Here is a 19,594-nt window from a genome sequence, read left to right as displayed (position 1 = left end):
CCGCCTCGGCGAGGATGACCTGCCCTGTGAGGAGAGGTGAGAAGGCGGTGTCCCGTTATCGGGGCACCGCCTTCGTCGTGTCCCGCCTCGTCGGTGAATCGTCCGACACCGGAGAGTGTGTCCGCCGCTACACTGGGGGTCATGCCCGACGAACAGCTCGAACCACCGTCCCGCCCGAGGATCCGGGCCTCCGACGCCGACCGCGACGCCGTCCTCGCCGTCATCACCGAGGCGGTGAGCAGCGGTCGCCTCGACCCCGATGAGACCGCCGAGCGGCAGGACGAGGCGATCCGGGCGAAGTACCTCGACGAGCTCGCTCCGCTCATCGTCGACCTGCCCGAAGGACGCGAACTCCACCACCGCCTCGAGCAGCAGACGGGCGGAACGACCCCGGGTGCCCAGATCGTGCCGCGCAATGCACCCGCGCCGCTCTCGCCGACTGCCCCGCCGGGCTCGGCGAGCCCCGTGAACTCGGTGGCGATCATGTCCGGGCGGGAGATCGACGTGCCCGCCGGCACCGCCGAGGTGACGACGTACGCGCTCATGGGCGGGGACAACATCGACCTCACCGAGGTCATGGGTCCCGGCGTCACCGTCGAACTCGTGGCGTATTCGATGTGGGCCGGCAACGACATCTACGTGCCGCCGGGCGTGCAGATCAAGGACGAGACGATCAACATCATGGCCGGCAACGAGATCCGGCAGTCGGCCAGAGGCGACGGCTCGAACGGCACCGTCGTGCTCAAGGGGTTCTCGCTCATGGCCGGCCACGACGTGCACTTGGCCAAAGGCTACCGAGGAAAGGACCAGGGACAGCTGACATGAGAATCGGAATCCTCACCTCCGGCGGCGACAGCCCCGGCCTCAACGCCGTCATCCGCGGCATCGTCCGCAAGGGCATCCGCTCGCACGGTTCGTCGTTCGTCGGCATCCGCGACGGCTGGCGGGGTCTGCTCGAGGACGACATGTTCGAGATGTCGATGCTCGACGTCCGCGGCCTCTCCGGACGCGGCGGCACGATCCTCGGCACTTCCCGCACCCACCCCTACGAGGACGGGGGTCCCGCGCGGATGCGGGAGGTGCTCGCCGCGCACGACATCGACGCGATCGTCGCGATCGGCGGTGAGGGGACGCTCTCGGGGGCCTCCCGCCTCGTCGAGGAGGAGGGGATCAACATCGTCGGCGTGCCGAAGACGATCGACAACGACCTCGACAACACCGACTACACGTTCGGCTTCGACACCGCCCAGTCGATTGCCACCGAGGCGATCGACCGTCTGCGCACCACCGCGGAGTCCCACCACCGGTGCATGGTCATCGAGGTGATGGGCCGCAACGTCGGCTGGATCGCCCTCCACTCGGGCATGGCCGGCGGGGCGCACGCGATCCTCATGCCGGAGTTCCCCGTGTCGATGGAGCAGATCGGGCAGTGGGTGACCTCGGCGCGGGATCGCGGTCGCGCCCCGATCGTCGTCGTCGCCGAGGGCTTCGTGCCCGAGGGCCTCGACGAGCAGATCGCCGACCGCGGAGTCGACTCCCGGGGCCGGGCCCGCCTCGGCGGCATCGCCAACTACCTCGCGCCGCTCATCGAGGAGCAGACGGGCATCGAGACCCGCGCGACGATCCTCGGTCACCTGCAGCGGGGCGGCTCCCCCACCGCCTACGACCGGGTTCTCTCGACGCGTCTGGGCATGGCCGCGGCCGACCTCGCCCACGGTGAGCAGTGGGGCAAGATGGCGAGCCTCAAGGGCACCGACATCGTCGCCGTCGAGATGGCCTCGGCCGTCGACAGCCTCAAGACCGTGCCGCTCGACCGGTGGGAAGAGGCGCAGGTCCTCTTCGGCTGAGAGTCTGCGGTGCAGCTGCGGGCGGGAAGCGTGTCCGCGCTGGAAGCGGTTGCGCTGGGCAGAAGTGTTTCTGCCGGCGAGAAGTTTGCGACACGCACGTTGCGCCTGCGAAAAGTCGTTCTGCCCATCGACTGGTTGCCCGCAGAACGACTTTTGGCCGACAGTCACAATCGGCACAAGCGTGTCGCGGGCGAGTGCCCGCAAGAAGCGCGTACGCCGGCCAGAAGTGTGTCTGCCTGCTGGAAGAGTGTGCGCCGGCTGGAAGTGAGTCAGCCTGCTGGAAGTGTGTCCGCGCCGGAAGCGGTTGCGCTGGGCAAAAGTGGTTCTGCCGGCGAGAAGTTTGCGACACGCACGCTGTGTCGGCGAAAAGTCGTTCTGCCCATCGACTGGTTGCCCGCAGAACGACTTTTGGCCGACAGTCACAATCGGCACAAGCATGTCGCGGGCATGCAGAAGGGGCACCCACCGAATCGGTGGGTGCCCCTTGCGTGCACTCGGAGGCGGCCGAGTCGCCTCAGCCGGTCAGCGGACCGGACTGCGGCAGCTCAATGCCGACTCAGCTGAAGGCGCCGTAGTCGTAGTCCTCGAGCGGGATGGCGGAGCCGGAATCGGATCCGATGCCCGCGTAGAAGTCACCGTAGCTGTTGGTGAACATCTCCGCCTTCGCCTCCTCCGTCGGCTCCACAACGATGTTGCGGTGCGTCTGGAGACCGGTGCCGGCCGGGATGAGCTTACCGAGGATGACGTTCTCCTTCAGACCCATGAGCGTGTCCGACTTGCCTTCCATCGCGGCCTCGGTGAGGACGCGCGTCGTCTCCTGGAAGGACGCAGCCGAGAGCCACGACTCGGTCGCCAGCGAGGCCTTCGTGATGCCCATGAGCTCATCACGCGCCGAGGCGGGCTGACCGCCTTCGGCGACCACGCGACGGTTCTCCGCCTGGTAGCGCCCACGGTCGACGAGCTCGCCGGGCAGCAGGTTCGTGTCGCCCGACTCGATGACGGTGACGCGACGCAGCATCTGGCGCACGATGACCTCGATGTGCTTGTCGTGGATGCCCACGCCCTGCGAGCGGTACACCTTCTGCACCTGCTCGACGAGGAAGCGCTCGGCCTCACGACGACCGCGGATGCGCAGCACCTGCTTCGGGTCGACCGCGCCGACGACGAGCTGCTCGCCCGCCTTGACGTGCTGACCGTCCTCGACGAGGAGGCGGGCACGCTTGGAGACTGCGTGCTCGATCTCGTCGCTGCCGTCATCGGGGGTGATGACAACGAAGCGGGTCTTGCGGCTGTCGTCGATCTTCGCACGACCGGTCGCCTCGGCGATCGGGGCGAAGCCCTTCGGGGTGCGAGCCTCGAAGAGCTCGGTGACACGGGGCAGACCCTGGGTGATGTCACCCGAGGACGCCGCCACACCACCGGTGTGGAAGGTGCGCATCGTCAGCTGGGTGCCGGGCTCGCCGATCGACTGAGCCGCGACGGTGCCGATCGCCTCGCCGATGTCGACGAGCTTGCCGGTGGCCATCGACCGACCGTAGTGCATCGCCGAGATCTGCGTGTCCGAATCCGCGGTGAGCACGGAGTAGACCTTGAGCTCTTCGACGCCGGCGGCCACGAGGGTGTCGATGACATCCGCCGTGACGTCGGTCTTCGCCGGAACGATGACGTTGCCGTCGGCGTCCGTGACATCGGAGACGGTGAGGCGGCCGTAGAGGCTCGTCTCGACGTACTCGTGGGGCACGAGGTTGCCCTCGTGGTCACGCTCGGCCACGGGCAGGGTGATGCCCTTGGTCGAATCCGTGTCCTGGGTGCGGATGATGACGTCCTGCGACACGTCGACGAGGCGACGGGTCAGGTAGCCGGAGTCAGCGGTACGCAGCGCCGTGTCCGCGAGGCCCTTGCGGGCGCCGTGGGAGGCGATGAAGTACTCGAGCACCGACAGGCCCTCGCGGTAGTTCGAGGTGATCGGACGTGGGATGATCTCACCCTTCGGGTTCGTCACCAGACCGCGCATACCGGCGAGCTGACGGACCTGCATCCAGTTACCGGATGCACCGGACTCGACGAGGCGGAGCACCGAGTTCTCTTCCGGGAAGTTCGTCCGCATAACCTGGTCGACCTTCTCGGTGGTCTCGGTCCACAGCTTGACGAGCTCATTGCGACGCTCGTCATCGGTGAGCGCACCGAGTTCGTACTGCTGCTGCACCTTCGTGTCGAGCGCCTCGGCGTTTTCGAGGATCTCCGTCTTCGCCTCAGGCGAGACGACATCGGACATCGCCACGGTGATGCCCGAGCGCGTCGCCCAGTGGAAGCCGCCGGACTTGAAGTTGTCGAGCGTGTGCGCGACCTCGACCTTCGGGTACTCCTCCGCGAGGTGGTTGACGATCCGGCTCAGCGCCTTCTTGTCGATCGTCGAGTTCACGTAGGTGTAGTCCGCGGGCAGGTAGTCGTTGAACAGCGCGCGGCCCAGCGTGGTCTCCACGTCGAGCGGCGTGCCCGGCTCCCAGCCCTCGGGAACATCGAGATCGGTTCCGGGAACGACGTTCTCGAGACGGATCGTCACAGCCGAACCGAGGTCGAGCTCGCCGTGGTCGAAGGCCATGATGGCTTCGCCGAGGCTGGAGAACGACCGGCCTTCACCGGCGAGTCCCCTGCGCTCCGAGGTGAGGTGGTACAGACCGATGATCATGTCCTGGGAGGGCATGGTCACGGGCTTGCCGTCGGAGGGCTTGAGGATGTTGTTGGCCGAGAGCATGAGGATGCGGGCCTCGGCCTGCGCCTCGGGGCTCAGCGGCAGGTGGACGGCCATCTGGTCACCGTCGAAGTCGGCGTTGAACGCCGAGCACACGAGCGGGTGCAGCTGGATGGCCTTGCCCTCGATGAGCTGCGGTTCGAACGCCTGGATGCCCAGACGGTGCAGGGTCGGTGCGCGGTTGAGGAGCACCGGGTGTTCGGTGATGACCTCTTCGAGCACGTCCCACACCTGCGGGTGCTGACGCTCGACCATGCGCTTGGCCGACTTGATGTTCTGCGCGTGGTTGAGATCGACCAGGCGCTTCATGACGAACGGCTTGAACAGCTCGAGCGCCATCGTCTTCGGCAGACCCGCCTGGTGGAGGCTGAGCTGCGGACCGACGACGATGACCGAACGGCCCGAGTAGTCGACGCGCTTGCCGAGCAGGTTCTGGCGGAACCGGCCCTGCTTGCCCTTGAGCATGTCCGACAGCGACTTGAGCGGGCGGTTGCCCGGTCCGGTCACGGGACGACCGCGACGACCGTTGTCGAACAGCGAGTCGACGGCTTCCTGGAGCATCCGCTTCTCGTTGTTGACGATGATCTCGGGAGCACCGAGGTCGAGCAGGCGCTTGAGGCGGTTGTTGCGGTTGATGACGCGACGGTAGAGATCGTTGAGATCCGAGGTCGCGAAGCGACCACCGTCGAGCTGGACCATCGGACGCAGCTCCGGCGGGATCACCGGGACGACGTCGAGGACCATGCCCTCGGGGTTGTTGTCCGTGGTGAGGAACGCGTTGACGACCTTGAGGCGCTTGAGCGCGCGGGTCTTGCGCTGTCCCTTGCCGGTGTTGATGAGCTCGCGCAGCTTCTCGGACTCGGCTTCGAGGTCGAAGTCGAGCAGGCGCTTCTGGATCGCCTCGGCGCCCATGGCACCCGTGAAGTAGAGGCCGAAGCGGGCGAACATCTCGCGGTAGAGGCTCTCGTCGCCCTCGAGGTCGTTGACCTTGAGGTTCTTGAACCGGTCCCACACCTGCTCAAGACGGTCGATCTCGCGATCGGCGTTCTTGCGCAGCTTGTCCATCTCCTTGTCGGCGACGTCGCGCAGCTTCTTCTTGGCCTGCGCGGTTCCGCCGTCGGCTTCGAGGGCCGCGAGGTCCTCTTCGAGCTTCTTGGCACGACGGTCGATGTCGGCGTCACGGCGGTCGCCGATCTGCTGCTTCTCGACGTCGATCTTGTTCTGCAGGCTCGGCAGATCCCGGTGCCGGGACTCCTCGTCGACAGAGGTGATCATGTATGCGGCGAAGTAGATGACCTTCTCGAGGTCCTTCGGCGCGAGATCGAGCAGGTAGCCCAAGCGCGAGGGAACGCCCTTGAAGTACCAGATGTGGGTGACGGGAGCGGCGAGCTCGATGTGGCCCATGCGCTCACGGCGCACCTTGGCACGGGTCACCTCGACGCCGCAGCGCTCGCAGATGATCCCCTTGAAGCGCACGCGCTTGTACTTGCCGCAGGCGCACTCCCAGTCACGGGTGGGGCCGAAGATCTTCTCGCAGAAGAGTCCGTCCTTCTCCGGCTTCAGGGTGCGGTAGTTGATGGTCTCCGGCTTCTTGACCTCACCGTGCGACCAACCGCGGATGTCATCGGCGGTGGCGAGACCGATCCGCAGCTCATCGAAGTAATTGACGTCAGGCACGTAAATCCTCTTTCCTGGTGATGAGCTCAGGGCTCATCGAAAATCTGTGTCGGTTGAAGTGGAAGTGCTCAGACTTCTTCTACGGTCTGGGCTTCGCGGTAGGACAGGTCGATGCCGAGCTCCTCAGCTGCCCGGTAGACCTCGTCCTCCGAGTCGCGCATCTCGACCTGGCCGCCGTCGGACGACAGGACTTCGACGTTGAGGCACAGCGACTGCATCTCCTTGATGAGGACCTTGAACGACTCGGGGATTCCCGGATCGGGCAGGTTCTCACCCTTGACGATGGCTTCGTAGACCTTGACACGGCCCGGGATGTCATCGGACTTGATCGTCAGCAGCTCCTGCAGCGTGTACGCCGCACCGTAGGCCTCGAGGGCCCACACTTCCATCTCACCGAAGCGCTGACCGCCGAACTGCGCCTTACCGCCCAGCGGCTGCTGGGTGATCATCGAGTACGGACCGGTCGAGCGCGCGTGGATCTTGTCGTCGACGAGGTGGTGGAGCTTGAGCATGTACATGTATCCGACGGAGATCGGGTACGGGAACGGCTCGCCGGAGCGGCCGTCAAACAGCTGGGCCTTGCCCGAGGAGTCGATGAGTCGATCACCGTCGCGGTTCGGGGTCGTCGCGTCGAGCAGTCCGCGCAGCTCCTGCTCGTGCGCACCGTCGAAGACCGGGGTGGCCAGGTTGGTGCCCGGCTCGGCTTCGCGGGCGAGCTGCGGAAGCTCCTCGGCCCACTCGGGGCTGCCCTCGATCTTCCATCCCTGCTTGGAGATCCATCCGAGGTGGATCTCGAAGACCTGTCCGATGTTCATACGACGCGGAACACCGTGCGGGTTGAGGATGACGTCGACGGGGGTTCCGTCGGCGAGGAACGGCATGTCCTCGACCGGCAGGATCGTCGAGATGACGCCCTTGTTGCCGTGGCGGCCGGCCATCTTGTCGCCGATCGTGATCTTGCGTCGCTGGGCGACGTAGACGCGGACCATCTGGTTGACGCCGGGCGAGAGCTCGTCGTCGTCCTCACGGTCGAAGACCCGCACACCGATGACGGTGCCGATCTCGCCGTGGGGCACGCGCAGCGAGGTGTCGCGGACCTCACGGGACTTCTCACCGAAGATCGCCCGGAGCAGACGCTCCTCCGGGGTCAGCTCGGTCTCACCCTTCGGGGTGACCTTGCCGACGAGGATGTCGCCGTCGGTGACCTCGGCGCCGATACGGATGATGCCGCGATCGTCGAGGTCGGCGAGGGCGTCGGGCGAGATGTTCGGGATGTCCCGGGTGATCTCCTCGGCACCGAGCTTGGTGTCGCGGGCGTCGACCTCGTGCTCCTCGATGTGGATCGAGGAGAGGACGTCGTCCTGGACCAGGCGCTGCGAGAGGATGATCGCATCCTCGAAGTTGTAGCCCTCCCACGACATGAACGCGACGAGGAGGTTCTTGCCGAGAGCCATCTCGCCGCCCTCGGTCGAGGGTCCGTCGGCGAGCACCGCACCGACCTCGACGCGGTCTCCCTCGTCGACGATGATGCGCTGGTTGTACGACGTGCCGTGGTTCGAGCGCTTGAACTTCGAGGCCCGGTAGGTCTGCTGGGTGCCGTCGTCGGCGAGGACGGTGACGAAGTCAGCCGACACCTCGGTGACCACACCCGACTTCTCGGCGACGATGACGTCACCGGCGTCGACCGCGGCGCGGTACTCCATGCCGGTGCCCACGACGGGGGCCTCGGACATGACCAGCGGCACGGCCTGACGCTGCATGTTCGCACCCATGAGGGCGCGGTTGGCGTCGTCGTGCTCGAGGAACGGGATGAGCGCCGAGGCGACCGACACCATCTGACGCGCGGAGACGTCCATGAAGTCGATCTGGTCGCGGAGCACGAGCTCGGCTTCGCCGCCGCCGCCCTTCGGACGGGCGAGGACTTCCTCTTCCGCGAAGCGCTGATCGTCGGTCAGCGGAGCGTTCGCCTGCGCGATGTTGTAGTCGAGCTCGTCATCGGCGGTGAGGTACTCGGTCTCGTCGGTGACGACACCGTCGACGACCTTGCGGTACGGGGTCTCGATGAAGCCGAACGGGTTGATCCGCGCGTACGAGGCGAGCGAACCGATGAGACCGATGTTCGGACCCTCGGGGGTCTCGATCGGGCACATGCGGCCGTAGTGCGACGGGTGGACGTCACGGACCTCCATGGCGGCGCGGTCGCGGGAGAGACCACCGGGGCCCAGCGCAGACAGGCGACGCTTGTGGGTCAGACCCGCGAGCGGGTTGTTCTGATCCATGAACTGCGACAGCTGCGAGGTTCCGAAGAACTCCTTGATCGCGGCCACGACGGGACGGATGTTGATGAGCGTCTGCGGCGTGATCGCCTCGACGTCCTGGGTCGTCATGCGCTCGCGCACGACGCGCTCCATGCGGGACAGACCCGTGCGGACCTGGTTCTCGATGAGCTCGCCGACCGCGCGGATGCGGCGGTTGCCGAAGTGGTCGATGTCGTCGAGCTTGACGCGCAGCTCGATCTCCTCGCCGTCGCGCACACCCTTCGTCTCTCGACTCCGGCATGGAGCGAGACGAGGTAGCGGATGGTGGCGACGACGTCGTCGACGGACAGCACGGAGTCCGACAGCGGAGCGTCGACGCCGAGCTTGCGGTTGACCTTGTAGCGGCCGACCTTGGCCAGGTCGTAGCGCTTCGGGTTGAAGTAGAGGTTGTTGAGCAGGTTGCGGGCGGCCTCGGCGGTCGCCGGCTCTGCCGGACGCAGCTTCTTGTAGATGTCGAGCAGGGCCTCTTCCTGCGTCGAGACGGTGTCCTTGGCGAGGGTCTCGCGGATCGACTCGAACTCGCCGAACTCCTCGAGGATCTTCGACTCGGTCCAGCCGAGGGCCTTGAGCAGGACGGTGACCGACTGCTTGCGCTTGCGGTCGAGGCGGACGCCGACCTGGTCGCGCTTGTCGACCTCGAACTCGAGCCAGGCACCGCGGGAGGGGATGATCTTCGCGGAGAAGATGTCCTTGTCCGTGGTCTTGTCGACGCTCGACTCGAAGTAGGCGCCGGGCGAGCGGACGAGCTGCGAGACGACGACGCGCTCGGTGCCGTTGACGATGAACGTGCCCTTGTCGGTCATGAGCGGGAAGTCGCCCATGAAGACGGTCTGGCTCTTGATCTCGCCGGTGTTGTTGTTCATGAACTCAGCGGTCACGTAGAGCGGCGCCGAGTAGGTCATGTCGCGTTCCTTGCACTCGTCGATCGAGTACTTGGGAGCTTCGAACCTGTGCTCACGGAACGACAGCGACATCGATCCACCGAAGTCCTCGATCGGTGAGATCTCTTCGAAGATGTCCTCGAGACCGGACGTGGTCGCGACGGAGTCGTCTCCGATTTCGATGGCTTCGGCGACGCGGTCCTGCCACGCTTCCGATCCGATGAGCCAGTCGAAGCTGTCGGTCTGGAGTCCGAGCAGGTCGGGAACCTCAAGCGGTTCGCGGATCTTCGCGAATGAGATTCTCTTGGGGGGATTAGCGGTCCTGGTGTTATCGTTGGCGGCGGCCAATGGGATCCTTCCGAGTGCTTCACCAATTGATACGTCGCTACCCCACTCGCTCACCGGCTGCCGATCCCCGGGTGTGTCGATTTCGACACCGGGCGACAACGTGGTTCACTGGAGTGGAACTGACCTGCCCCCCGCTATATGAAGGCACGCCACAGGCACAGCAACGCAAATATCAAGCTTATAGCATTCGGTCAAGTCACGCAAGCATGCTTTTCGCGTGGTTCCTCTCCCCCGCCGAGGCGGTCGTCGGCAGCTCCTTCTTCCACACTCCGGTCCACGCGAACGTCTCGAAGCCGGCCCGGACATTGATCGCGAGCATCCAGGCGTTCTCCACCGCATTCCACGTGTAGACGCGCTCGACCGGACTCGACCGCAGCAGCTGTCCATGGTTGGCCCGCTTGAGCCTCGCCCCGAGTCCATGCCCGCGGTGGTCGCGCAGCACAAGCGTCCCACCCTGGAAGGCGACGGCAGGGCGGTCGTCGAAGTGAGCCGCCTCGGTGTAGCCTGCGACCTCGAACTCCGGGGACTCCCCGTGGTCGGTGGGGCCGCCGTCGTGCCGGCTGGGACGTCGCACAGCGAGTGCGGTGTGCATCCGCTCGCCCGCGTCCGCGCGCTGCCGATCGAGTGCACGGACGCGCTCGGCGTCCCAGAACTCCTCCTCTTCGAGGTCGGCCGCCCCCGGAGTGTCCGTCGACATCGCCCGATGGACGACGGCGAGCGCATCGAGGTGCTCCTCGGGCACCGGCCCCGACCAGGTGAGGATCTCATAGCCGTCGCCGAATTCGCAACGTCATGTTCCGGTAGCCGGAGTCGGGCGATCGCGCACCTCTCGATCTGCCGCAGCGAGTACCCGTGACCGCGGGCGAAGGCGACATCGGCCAGGTCCGCCGGAAGCGCTCCGGCCCCGGAGGCCGCGGCGATCCGCGCGCCCCGAAGGTCCGCTGCGACTACGGTCGCGGGAACCTCGTTGAAGCTCGTCAGCCGGGTCCGCCCGTCCGAGCGCAGATCCCCCTCGACGACGGCGAGGAGTTCGCCGCCGAGTCCCCGCCGCCGGTGCTCGGGGTGGACGGAGACATGGATCTCCGCGCCGTTGAGGTTGTCCTTGAGATCGAGATAGGCGATGCCCTTCGCGACGATCCACCCGCCGAGGCGGCCGAGCCAGAACTCGTTCGTCGTGTAGTCGGTTGGCTGGGTCAGTCGCTTCCGCACCTCGGCGGGCAGCGGATCGAAATCCTCGCCCATCCCGGAGTCGGCGTTGATGATCCGGTCGAAGGCGACCACCTCGGCGACGGTCGCGTCGATCCGCTCAGCGGGCAGGGTTCCTGCGAGGATGCGGGTGATCTCCATCGATCTCCTTGTCCGTAGTCGGTGAGCGGGGACGCCGCCCCGCATCAGCGATCCTATTCCACCGCCTCCCGTCCGCGGCGGCCGAGCGGTCCTAGACTGTGCCCATGACGACCATCACCGTGCTCACTTTCGACCCGGCCGCCGTCAACTGCGGGATCATCACCGGCGCCGATCGCAGTCTCATCGTCGACGCCGGCCCCGGCCCCACTGCGGCAGGTGCGCTTGCCGCGCGTGCGGCCGAGATCAGCCGCGAGGCCAACGGCGTCGCCAATCCCATCGACCTCGTCATCACCCACGATCACTGGGACCACTACCTCGGTGCGGCGGCCCTCGTCGACGCCGGCATCGACCGGGTCTTCGCCTCCCCCGCGTTCGCCGCGGACCAGGCCGCGAGCACGTGGATCGCCCTCGACGCGCTGCGGTCGAATCCCGACACCGCCGCGTTCGCCCGGGAGCTGCCCGAGGATCCCGGCGACCTCCTCGTCGAGGTCACCCCCATCGCCGAGGCGGGTGAGGCGCCCACGACGATCGACCTCGGCGGTGTCCCCGTCGAACTCTCCGTGCTCGGCGGACACTCCACGGCCGACGTCGTCGTCAGCCTCCCCGAATCAGGCGTCGTCTTCACCGGCGACCTCATCGAGGAGGGCGCTCCCCCGCAGGCCGGCAGCGACGCGTCGCTGAGCCACTGGGTCGAGAGCCTCCACGCCCTCCTCGCGTTCCCGCAGGCGACGGTCTTCGTCCCCGGACACGGGGTTCCGGTCGACCGGGCGTTCGTCGAGCGGCAGGTCGCCGACCTCGACGGCTTCCGGCTCGCGTCGGTGCCGAATCAGAGCCCGGGGTCGGATCTCGGCGGTGAGCCGGCCGAGGGTGCCGATCTGGCGACCGGAGGCTTCGGCGCCGACGATGAGGACGCCTGGGATGAGGCGCAGCACGGACCCGACGCCGAGGTGACCCTGCCCTCCCGTGCGATGCCCGGTGACCATGACCGCACGATCCCCAGGGAGATCACGCTCCCCCAGCCCTGAGGCGGGCTGCGCCGTGCGTCGCTCGGCGAAGCTGCGGGGCCACAGCGATTTCCGGACGCAGAGTGTCGATGTTGCTCGCTCGATTCGACACTCCGCGTCCGGAACTTCTGCGTGAGGGCCCCTTGAGGGGTGGCGGCCTCTCCGTCAGCGGTCGGTGCGGACGAAACGGCGCCTGCGCACCAGTGCGACGAGTCCCGCTCCGAGGGCGATGAGTCCACCGCCGATCGCAGCGCCCGTGCCGACGGACGCGCCGGTCGTCGGCAGCCGGTCGCCCGCGGCGTCGGCCTGCTCGTTGTCACCGCCGGATCCCGCGGTGTTCGCATCCGTGTCTGCGGCGGCGCCTGCCTCGGCGGAAGCCGAGTCCACGGCAGCATCGGCGCGGGCATCGCTCACTCCGGTCCCGTCTGCTTCGGCTTCCGCTCGGACACCTGCGGCGGAAGCCGAGTCCGTTCCGTCGGCATTGCTGTCCTGCTCGTCGCCGTTGTCTCCCGACGCGTCGACGTCCTGCTCCGCTGACGTGGACGCACCGACGTCGGTCTCAGCCGCAGAGGCTGTGGTGTCGGCATCGGAGCGGGGACCCGGCACATCGCTGTCGGCATCGGCCGCAACCTCGCTCACTGCGTCAGCCTCCGAACCGGACTGCGCCCCTGCGCCGGAATCGGATTCGGACGCGGTGGTTCCCTCAGCCGCTGTGTCTGCACCGGATTCAGACCCGGACTCAGACGCTCCTGCAGACGCTGCGTCGGAGGTCGAGCCTGCAGCGGCCTCGGCGGTGGCATCGGCAGCCGACTCAGACGCGGACGCTCCCTGGCTCGCCGCGTCGGGTTCCGTCCCGGACGCTCCCCCAGCCCCTGCGCCGGCATCGGCTTCGGCTTCGGCTTCGGCTTCGGACCCGGACGTTCCCTGGCTCGCCGCATCGGATTTCGATCCGGATTCAGACGCTGCGTCGGAGGTGGAATTTGCAGCCGCCTCGGCGTTGGCATCGGCGGTCGTGTCCGTCTCCGCACCGTCTCCGGGTTCCTCGCCCGAATCATCGGGGCGGCATTCGAGCCCCTCCCCACCGATCCACGGATAGGCGTGGTTCTCATTGCCGTCACCGGTCATGACGATGGTGCCTCCGGCGAGAAGTCGCCCGTTCGTGCTCGCGGAGACGGTGAGATCGGCTGCCGGAGCGAGGAACGACCCGATGAACTGCCCGCCGCCGTCCAAATTCACCGCGGTCGCCGCCGGGAGATTCCACAGGATCCGGGACGCCGCAGTGCCGAGGGTGGGACCGTAGGCGTCCGCCCGCTCGCCGTTGTACGAGACGTACGTCGATTCGAGGCTCACGGTTCCGCCGCCCGTGACGGTGACGACCACCGGAGCTCCGTCGGGAATCCCGGTGAAGTGGAACTCGCGGGCTCCGTCGAGCTCAGCGGCGCTGATCGCGAAGACCTGGGTCTCGGCGTCATTGCTCCCGGTGAAGGTCACCTGGCCTCCGGAGACCGCGGTGTCTCCGGTCGGAGTCCTCGCCGCGAGCCGCGCGGAATCGCGCCCCAGTGCGGCAGCGTGTCCCTCATAGTCTCCGAGCGCACTCGATTTCCCGACCCCGTCGGTCCGCGAGCCCCCGTTCGTCTCGAGCGCGCCGGTCAGCGACCCGCCGACGACGACTGCGCCACCACCGTCGACCTGTGCCCCGACTTCGACCCGGGTGGGATCGACGATGGTGAGATCGCCGCCGACCCGGACCATGACGTCGCCACCCGCCGGAGAGATCCCCGACCCGACGCCGACGGAGCCGATGCCGTAGGTGAAGTCCCCGCGGTCGAACACCGCATCGCCGTCGACGACGAGGAGACCTTCTGTCTCGGCGGCGAATTCGTCGACGGAGAAATCGCCGCCTGCGTACACGTTGACGTTCGAGTCGACGAAGCTCGGTCCGTCGTTGTCGACGGGCGGCATCGCGCCGGCGTCGGGACAGTCGCTCGAGCTCGGGGCCGCCTGCGCCGCACCGGTGGGGGCAAGCGAGAGTCCGGAACCGACGATGACCGCGACCGTCGCGGTGATCCCGAGCGCGCGTGTGTAGATGTGCTGCACCATTCAATCCTCACTGTTCTCATGGTGGAGTGATTCCACGGAATGGCACACGGTATCAACACCACAGGCCAATCATCGGCCCGATTCGACGCCCATAGTCATAATCGCACATCAAACAGTATTATTACTGGAAAGTAACTCAGTTTTGGGCAGAAGGCCTCGCCGATCGTCAACGGCGACAGCCGAGCTTCGGGGACCCTAGCTCCCGTCGAGGTCGGGGCGCTCGCGGTGGAGGGCGGTGACGAGATCGCCGCCGATCGCACCGAAGAGCGTGCGCGCCCACACGCTGTTTCCCTCGACGTAGGGTGTGTCTCCGTCGAAGATCCAGCGGAGTTCGCGGCCGGCGCGCAGGTCGTCACCGCACGCCCGGCACACGGGAACCCGCACGCTCTGCCCGTCGGCGTCGACGCGCGACGTCGTCTGCGCTTCGCCGTGGAGCGGATTGATCGTGCACAGGCTCTGCGGCACGGTCGACCTGCGGGCCCCGCGCTTCCTCGGACTGCGACCCGCCTCGGCGATCTCATGTCCGGCCTGCCGGATGAGGACCATCGCACCGGCGAGGTCGAGACGCGTCGCAGCCTCGTCATCGACGATGCGGCGGGCCATCTGATAAGCGTCGAGGGCCCGCTCGACCCGGTCGGCACCGGCAGCATCGAGGTCGGCGGTCTGCAGGCGGCCGAGCGACTCGGCGAGCTCAGCCGTCTCGCCGCTGATGGAGTCCCGCAGCGAGCTGCGCTGGAGGGAATCGACGCGGTTGAGGAGCCGGGACGGAAGCGTGAAGGCATGCTCCCGCTCACGGTCCTGCTTGCGCTCCCGCGCCGACTTCGCCAGCCACACACCGGCGATGACGAGCGCGAGGACGAGGATCGCCGCGCCGAGGAAGAGCGGCGCGAACGACCCGGATCCGCTGTCGTCGACGACCTCGGTGCCGGGCACCTCCTGCCCGGTGACCGCCTCGGTGTCGGTGCGCTCCTGCGGATCGGCATAGTAGCCGAGGAGGATGTTGAGCTTCGTCGTCGACGGGGTGGAGACGTTCCAGTCGTCGGAGGCGTTGAGGTTCTGATCCATGACCTCGAGCTTCTCGTCCGTGTCGGCGAACGTCTCGTCGACGGCGAGGTCCTCGGCGCCGTTGATCATGACGTATGCGCCTTCACCGCCGTGGAACACCTTGATCTGCTCGAGCACCTCACGATCGACGCGGTCGGCATCGACGGCGATGACGTAGACGGGGAAGTCGAGTCCGTCGACGGTCGTCTTCGCCTTGTCGATGAGCGTCGGGTTGAGGGTGTCGGCGAGGGCCGGATCGATCCAGAACGGATCGGCTTTGAGCGCCTCGGCGATCTGCTGGGGTGTCGTGCTCATCGCCTGTTCCCCTCCTTCGCTCGCGACCGGTTGCCGTCGCGTTTCGTCGTCACCGTCGACGGCCGCCCTTCCCTGCGCTGACGGATCCAGACGATGAGCGGCACGGCGACGGCGGCCACGCCAGCGCCGAGGACCAGACCGATGGTCGCTCCGGCGATCGCGGATCCTGGGTGGTAGGCGAGGTCACGGGGGTCCTGTTCGTTCCCGGGGTCGGCGACGTATTCCGTATCGGTGTACGGCTCCTCGGGGGTGACGGTCTTGAGCTCGCGCACCCAGGCGAGCGCGGCGCCGGAGACGGTCTCATCGGAGGTGATGTCCGGCCGGTGCCAGAAGGCCTCCCGGTCGATGCCTTTCTCCGCGCTGCCCTCGAGGATACTGTCGAAGGTGAGCACCGTTCCCGTCTCCGTCGGCAGCTCGCGGCTGATCCTGGCGGCGGCGAGGTCGAGGTCGCCGTCGGTGGCGTCGAGGTCGGAGGTCGTGAGGAACGCGACGAAGATCGGATCGTCGAGACCCTCGACCTCGAAGCGGATCGCCTCGAGGTCCGCATCGGCGACCGACCAGGCAGCGTAGTCGTCGACATAGACGGGATCCTCGGCGAATCCGGAGGCGATCTGCTGGTAAGGGGTGCGATCGTAGTCGGCGTCGAGACCGCTGGCGATGCGGTCGGAATAGACGGAGTCGACTCTGATCTCCCCACTGTCTTCGACGGCGATGCGCTCCTGCTTGGCATCGTCGAAGAGGGAGGCGCTGACAAGTGCGGCGCCGACGGTCACGGCGGCGAAGACGACGATCGCCGCCGCGAGCCGCACGACGAAGGGCGTCCAGTTCTTCGTCCGAGAGAGGTTCCGGGGTGCGCTCGTCGCCGTCATGACCTCTCCTCCGACGGCACCCGCTTCGCAGCCCCGGGCACCCCGTAGTCGAGGATCGCGACCTCGAGGTCGACGAAGCTGCCGAATCCGGAGGTTGCGTAGGCGTCGTCACGCTGGAAATACGGAACTGCGCGGGACCGCGGTGACTTCGGATCCTTCGGCACCATGAGGCAGACGGGGTCGTGTCCGGCCTCGAGGTCGGCGATGCAGGTCGCGCACGCATTGACCGTGAGCACGGTGCCTGCCTGCTTCATCGCATAGCTGCTCACCGGTTTGGCATGGGCCGGGAAGAAGTAACAGGACTTCCTCTCGTCAGCTTCTCCTGGGTCCGGCAGCGTGGAGCGACCGAGCATCGAACGCACCCACTTGTCCGAGCGGGTGAGGGCGAAGATCGCCTGCCGATGGGAATGGTCGGGGTGCGCAGCCCAGTCGGGATGCGCGGCGACGATCGCCGCGATCGCCTCCTGAATGCGGAGCCCGCGATCGCGCAGGGCCCAGACCTCATCGCCGGTGCTCTGCGGGACGGGGAGTTCCGCCTGCGACTTCTCGACGGCGGGGACGAGACGATGCCTGCGCACGAGTTCGGGGTCGGTCGTCAGCTGCGATCTCCACGCATACTTCTGCCGTCGCGACAGCACCCACGCGGTCAGCCCCAGGGCGGCGAGACCCGAAGCGGCGAGGACCAGAGTGTCGGGACTGGCATCGTCGAGTCCCGTGGCCTCGATGTAGTCGCGGCTGCCGCCTTCACCGGCGTCAGCTGGATCGAAGTCGAGAGGCGATGGCGGGGGTGCGCCGGTGGCCGCAGCGACGAGGATCTCGAGGTGATACGGCACCGCAAGTTCGAGGGGCAGGAAATCGTCGGTGGCCGAGCGGGGCAGCTCGTCGAGGCCGGGTGGGACGGCCGGGCCGTTGTCGTCGACGAGGTAGGACAGCAGCCGCGCCCCACCGTCGGTCTCCGCGAAGACGACGATGGCCTGCTCCGCGTTCGAACTCTCGAACATCGAGAACGCGAGATCGGCGGTGAAGCGCGACCAGGCCTCCTCTGCTCCGAGCCAGGTCGGAGGAGAGACGGCGACGTAGACCGGGATGCCCGACTCCTCGGCGGTGGCGACGGCTGCTTCGAGGGATGCGCGCTGGCGGGCAGTGAGGCCGGGAACGACGATGGGGTCGATGAACAGCGGACCGGCTTCCCAGGCTGTGCGGATCCGGTCGCGCAGCTGCGTTGCAAGGCGGTCGGTCGTCGTCATGGTCTCAACTCTATGGTCTGGCCGACCGCAATGGGCCGGTCGGGATGTAGCGGATCGGCACCATCGCCTCGGTGCTGGTGTCGGGCCGGGCGGCGTGCTGGGCGTCGTGCAGGGCCGGGCGGGCGCTGGGCTGGCACAGATCTGGCGTGCAGGCCCGACGCGCAGGCCCGGCCGGGCGACTTCCGGTCGCAGAGTGTCGATTTGCGCGCTCGACATCGACACTCTGCGTCCGCGACTTCGGTGCGGCGGGCGTGCGCGACGGCGAGTGCGCGCGACGGCGGGCGGACCCGACGGCCGGGTAGACGCGAAGAACCCCGCAGCCGTTGCCGGTTGCGGGGTTCTGCGATCCGCGGTCAGTCAGACTGCCGCGAGAGAAGTCACTTGATGGTGACGGTGGCGCCGGCAGCCTCGAGGACTTCCTTGGCCTTGTCGGCATCTTCCTTCGAAGCGCCTTCGAGGACAGCCTTGGGAGCGCTGTCGACGAGGTCCTTGGCTTCCTTCAGTCCGAGGGAGGTGATCCCGCGAACTTCCTTGATGACGGGGACCTTCTTCTCGCCGGCCGATTCGAGGATGACGTCGAATTCGGTCTTCTCTTCAGCAGCGGCTTCTCCGCCACCGGCTGCCGGAGCGGCAACGGCGACAGCGGCCGGGGCAGCAGCCTCGACGTCGAATTCCTCTTCGAACTTCTTGACGAAGTCGGAGAGCTCGATGAGGGTGAGCTCCTTGAAAGCTTCGATGAGCTCGTCTGCGGTGAGCTTAGCCATGGTGGCCAATCCTTCCTGTGGTGGTCACCTGCGGTGACCGGGTTTGTGGGGTGGTGCTCAGGCGTCTTCGGCAGGAGCGGAGTCCTGCTTCTCGCGGAGAGCATCGACGGTGCGCGCGGCCTTGACCAGCGGAGCGGTGAAGAGGTAAGCCGCCTGGTGGAGGCTTGCCTTCATGGCACCGGCTGCCTTTGCAAGCAGCACTTCGCGGGATTCGAGGTCGGCGAGCTGGTTGACATTCTCAGCGGTCAGGGCGGCACCGTCGAAGTAGCCACCCTTGATGACGAGCTGAGAATTCGCCTTGGCAAAGTTACGCAGAGCCTTGGCAGCCTCAGGCGGTTCGCCGTTGACGAACGCGATCGCGGTGGGCCCGTTGAGGAGCTCATCGAGACCGGCGATGCCGGCTTCCTTGGCTGCAATCTTGGTCAGCGTATTCTTTACCACGGCGTAGCTGACGTTCTCACCAAGAGAGACGCGCAGTTCTTTCATCTGCGCGACGGTGAGACCGCGGTACTCGGTCAGCAATACAGCGTCGGAGTTCTCAAACTGCTGCTTGAGCTCCTCGACTGCGGCTGCCTTGTCTGGCCTCGCCATGGTATTCCTTTCGTACAGGCGCCGGTCTGGTCCTGACAACGAAAAAAGCGCTCCACGCAGATAGGCGCGAAACGCTTCGAGGCTGAGAACGGGGTTCTCACTTCAGAAGGATCTCTGGCTCACCTGCGAGGGTCACTCCTTGCGGAGTCTTCGTCTGCGAGCACAATCATCCGATGGCGGATTCTTGATTTCCCACAGAGACCGACGGTCTTCGGTGGTTCCAGCTTACCGAGGTCGACCGCGCCCCGTCCAATCGAGATCGTTCGCCACCGCGGAGAGCCTGGTCACAGTTCCGCTCCCTCCCCTGCACCGAGCGCCCCTCGCCCGTGAACCGGCTCACCCTGGGCCGGAGGGCTCAGTTCACTACCTGAGCCCTGGATACCGAAGTGAGCCCAACCCGTGGCAGGCACCGCGCACCGATCAGACTGACCAGTGGTTTGCGCCAGTCGGGTCTGAGATGGCCAAGGCTGCCTAGGCCATCTCAGACCCG

At 66.9% G+C, this 19,594-nt stretch carries 11 protein-coding genes and 2 pseudogenes; 3 read left to right on the top strand and 10 right to left on the bottom strand.

Annotation, left to right across the window (positions count from 1 at the left end):
• The first annotated feature begins 141 nt into the window (after window positions 1–141).
• Window positions 142–825 carry a DUF1707 SHOCT-like domain-containing protein gene (locus AC2W7K_RS12475; RefSeq protein ID WP_211977974.1) on the top strand — a complete coding sequence of 228 codons (684 nt, stop codon included), beginning with the start codon at window positions 142–144 and terminating at the stop codon, window positions 823–825.
• Window positions 822–1,847 (top strand): 6-phosphofructokinase, encoded by a 1,026-nt coding sequence (locus AC2W7K_RS12470; RefSeq protein WP_198498198.1) that lies wholly within the window; start codon window positions 822–824, stop codon window positions 1,845–1,847. Before AC2W7K_RS12475 ends, AC2W7K_RS12470 begins: the two co-directional genes overlap by 4 nt.
• Window positions 1,848–2,403: 556 nt before the next feature.
• On the opposite strand, the gene AC2W7K_RS12465 is transcribed toward AC2W7K_RS12470, so the two are convergent.
• From AC2W7K_RS12465 to AC2W7K_RS12450, 4 genes and pseudogenes are all read right to left on the bottom strand, one after another.
• A complete protein-coding gene (locus tag AC2W7K_RS12465) occupies window positions 2,404–6,276 on the bottom strand; it encodes a DNA-directed RNA polymerase subunit beta' (RefSeq protein WP_140955544.1) in 3,873 nt (1,290 codons plus the stop codon).
• Window positions 6,277–6,344: 68 nt separating this feature from the next.
• Window positions 6,345–9,850, bottom strand: a pseudogene (gene rpoB / locus AC2W7K_RS12460) (DNA-directed RNA polymerase subunit beta).
• 169 nt (window positions 9,851–10,019) lie between these two features.
• Window positions 10,020–10,565, bottom strand: a complete 546-nt coding sequence (locus AC2W7K_RS12455; protein ID WP_486006262.1) for a hypothetical protein — start codon at window positions 10,563–10,565, stop codon at window positions 10,020–10,022.
• 296 nt (window positions 10,566–10,861) lie between these two features.
• Window positions 10,862–11,065: pseudogene (locus AC2W7K_RS12450) on the bottom strand (GNAT family N-acetyltransferase); the annotation flags it as partial.
• A 209-nt stretch (window positions 11,066–11,274) separates the two neighbouring features.
• Here AC2W7K_RS12450 and AC2W7K_RS12445 point away from each other — a divergent pair.
• Complete coding sequence (locus AC2W7K_RS12445) at window positions 11,275–12,195, top strand: MBL fold metallo-hydrolase (protein WP_486006246.1); 921 nt, start codon at window positions 11,275–11,277, stop codon at window positions 12,193–12,195.
• Between the two features lie 144 nt (window positions 12,196–12,339).
• On the opposite strand, the gene AC2W7K_RS12440 is transcribed toward AC2W7K_RS12445, so the two are convergent.
• The 6 genes from AC2W7K_RS12440 to rplJ all read right to left on the bottom strand — a co-directional run bounded on the left by AC2W7K_RS12440 (window position 12,340) and on the right by rplJ (window position 19,104).
• The gene (locus AC2W7K_RS12440; protein WP_486006245.1) at window positions 12,340–14,274 is read right to left on the bottom strand and encodes a choice-of-anchor A family protein; all 1,935 of its coding nucleotides are present in this window, start codon (window positions 14,272–14,274) and stop codon (window positions 12,340–12,342) included.
• A gap of 195 nt (window positions 14,275–14,469) precedes the next feature.
• Window positions 14,470–15,633, bottom strand: coding sequence for a hypothetical protein (locus AC2W7K_RS12435; RefSeq protein WP_486006244.1), 1,164 nt, complete (start codon window positions 15,631–15,633; stop codon window positions 14,470–14,472).
• Entirely contained in the window at window positions 15,630–16,502 is an 873-nt protein-coding gene (locus AC2W7K_RS12430) for a hypothetical protein (protein ID WP_486006243.1), read from the bottom strand. Before AC2W7K_RS12430 ends, AC2W7K_RS12435 begins: the two co-directional genes overlap by 4 nt.
• The gene (locus AC2W7K_RS12425; RefSeq protein ID WP_486006242.1) at window positions 16,499–17,749 is read right to left on the bottom strand and encodes a hypothetical protein; all 1,251 of its coding nucleotides are present in this window, start codon (window positions 17,747–17,749) and stop codon (window positions 16,499–16,501) included. The genes AC2W7K_RS12430 and AC2W7K_RS12425 overlap by 4 nt, the downstream gene beginning before the upstream one ends.
• A 377-nt stretch (window positions 17,750–18,126) precedes the next feature.
• Entirely contained in the window at window positions 18,127–18,513 is a 387-nt protein-coding gene (rplL, locus tag AC2W7K_RS12420) for a 50S ribosomal protein L7/L12 (protein ID WP_137826095.1), read from the bottom strand.
• A gap of 57 nt (window positions 18,514–18,570) precedes the next feature.
• Entirely contained in the window at window positions 18,571–19,104 is a 534-nt protein-coding gene (gene rplJ / locus AC2W7K_RS12415) for a 50S ribosomal protein L10 (RefSeq protein ID WP_137826094.1), read from the bottom strand.
• Window positions 19,105–19,594 lie beyond the last annotated feature (490 nt).

It is taken from the genome of Brevibacterium sp. LAARM2_SD2, assembly GCF_057364785.1.
Note: the sequence above shows the minus strand (reverse complement) of the source record. Positions and strands in the feature narration are given on the sequence as shown.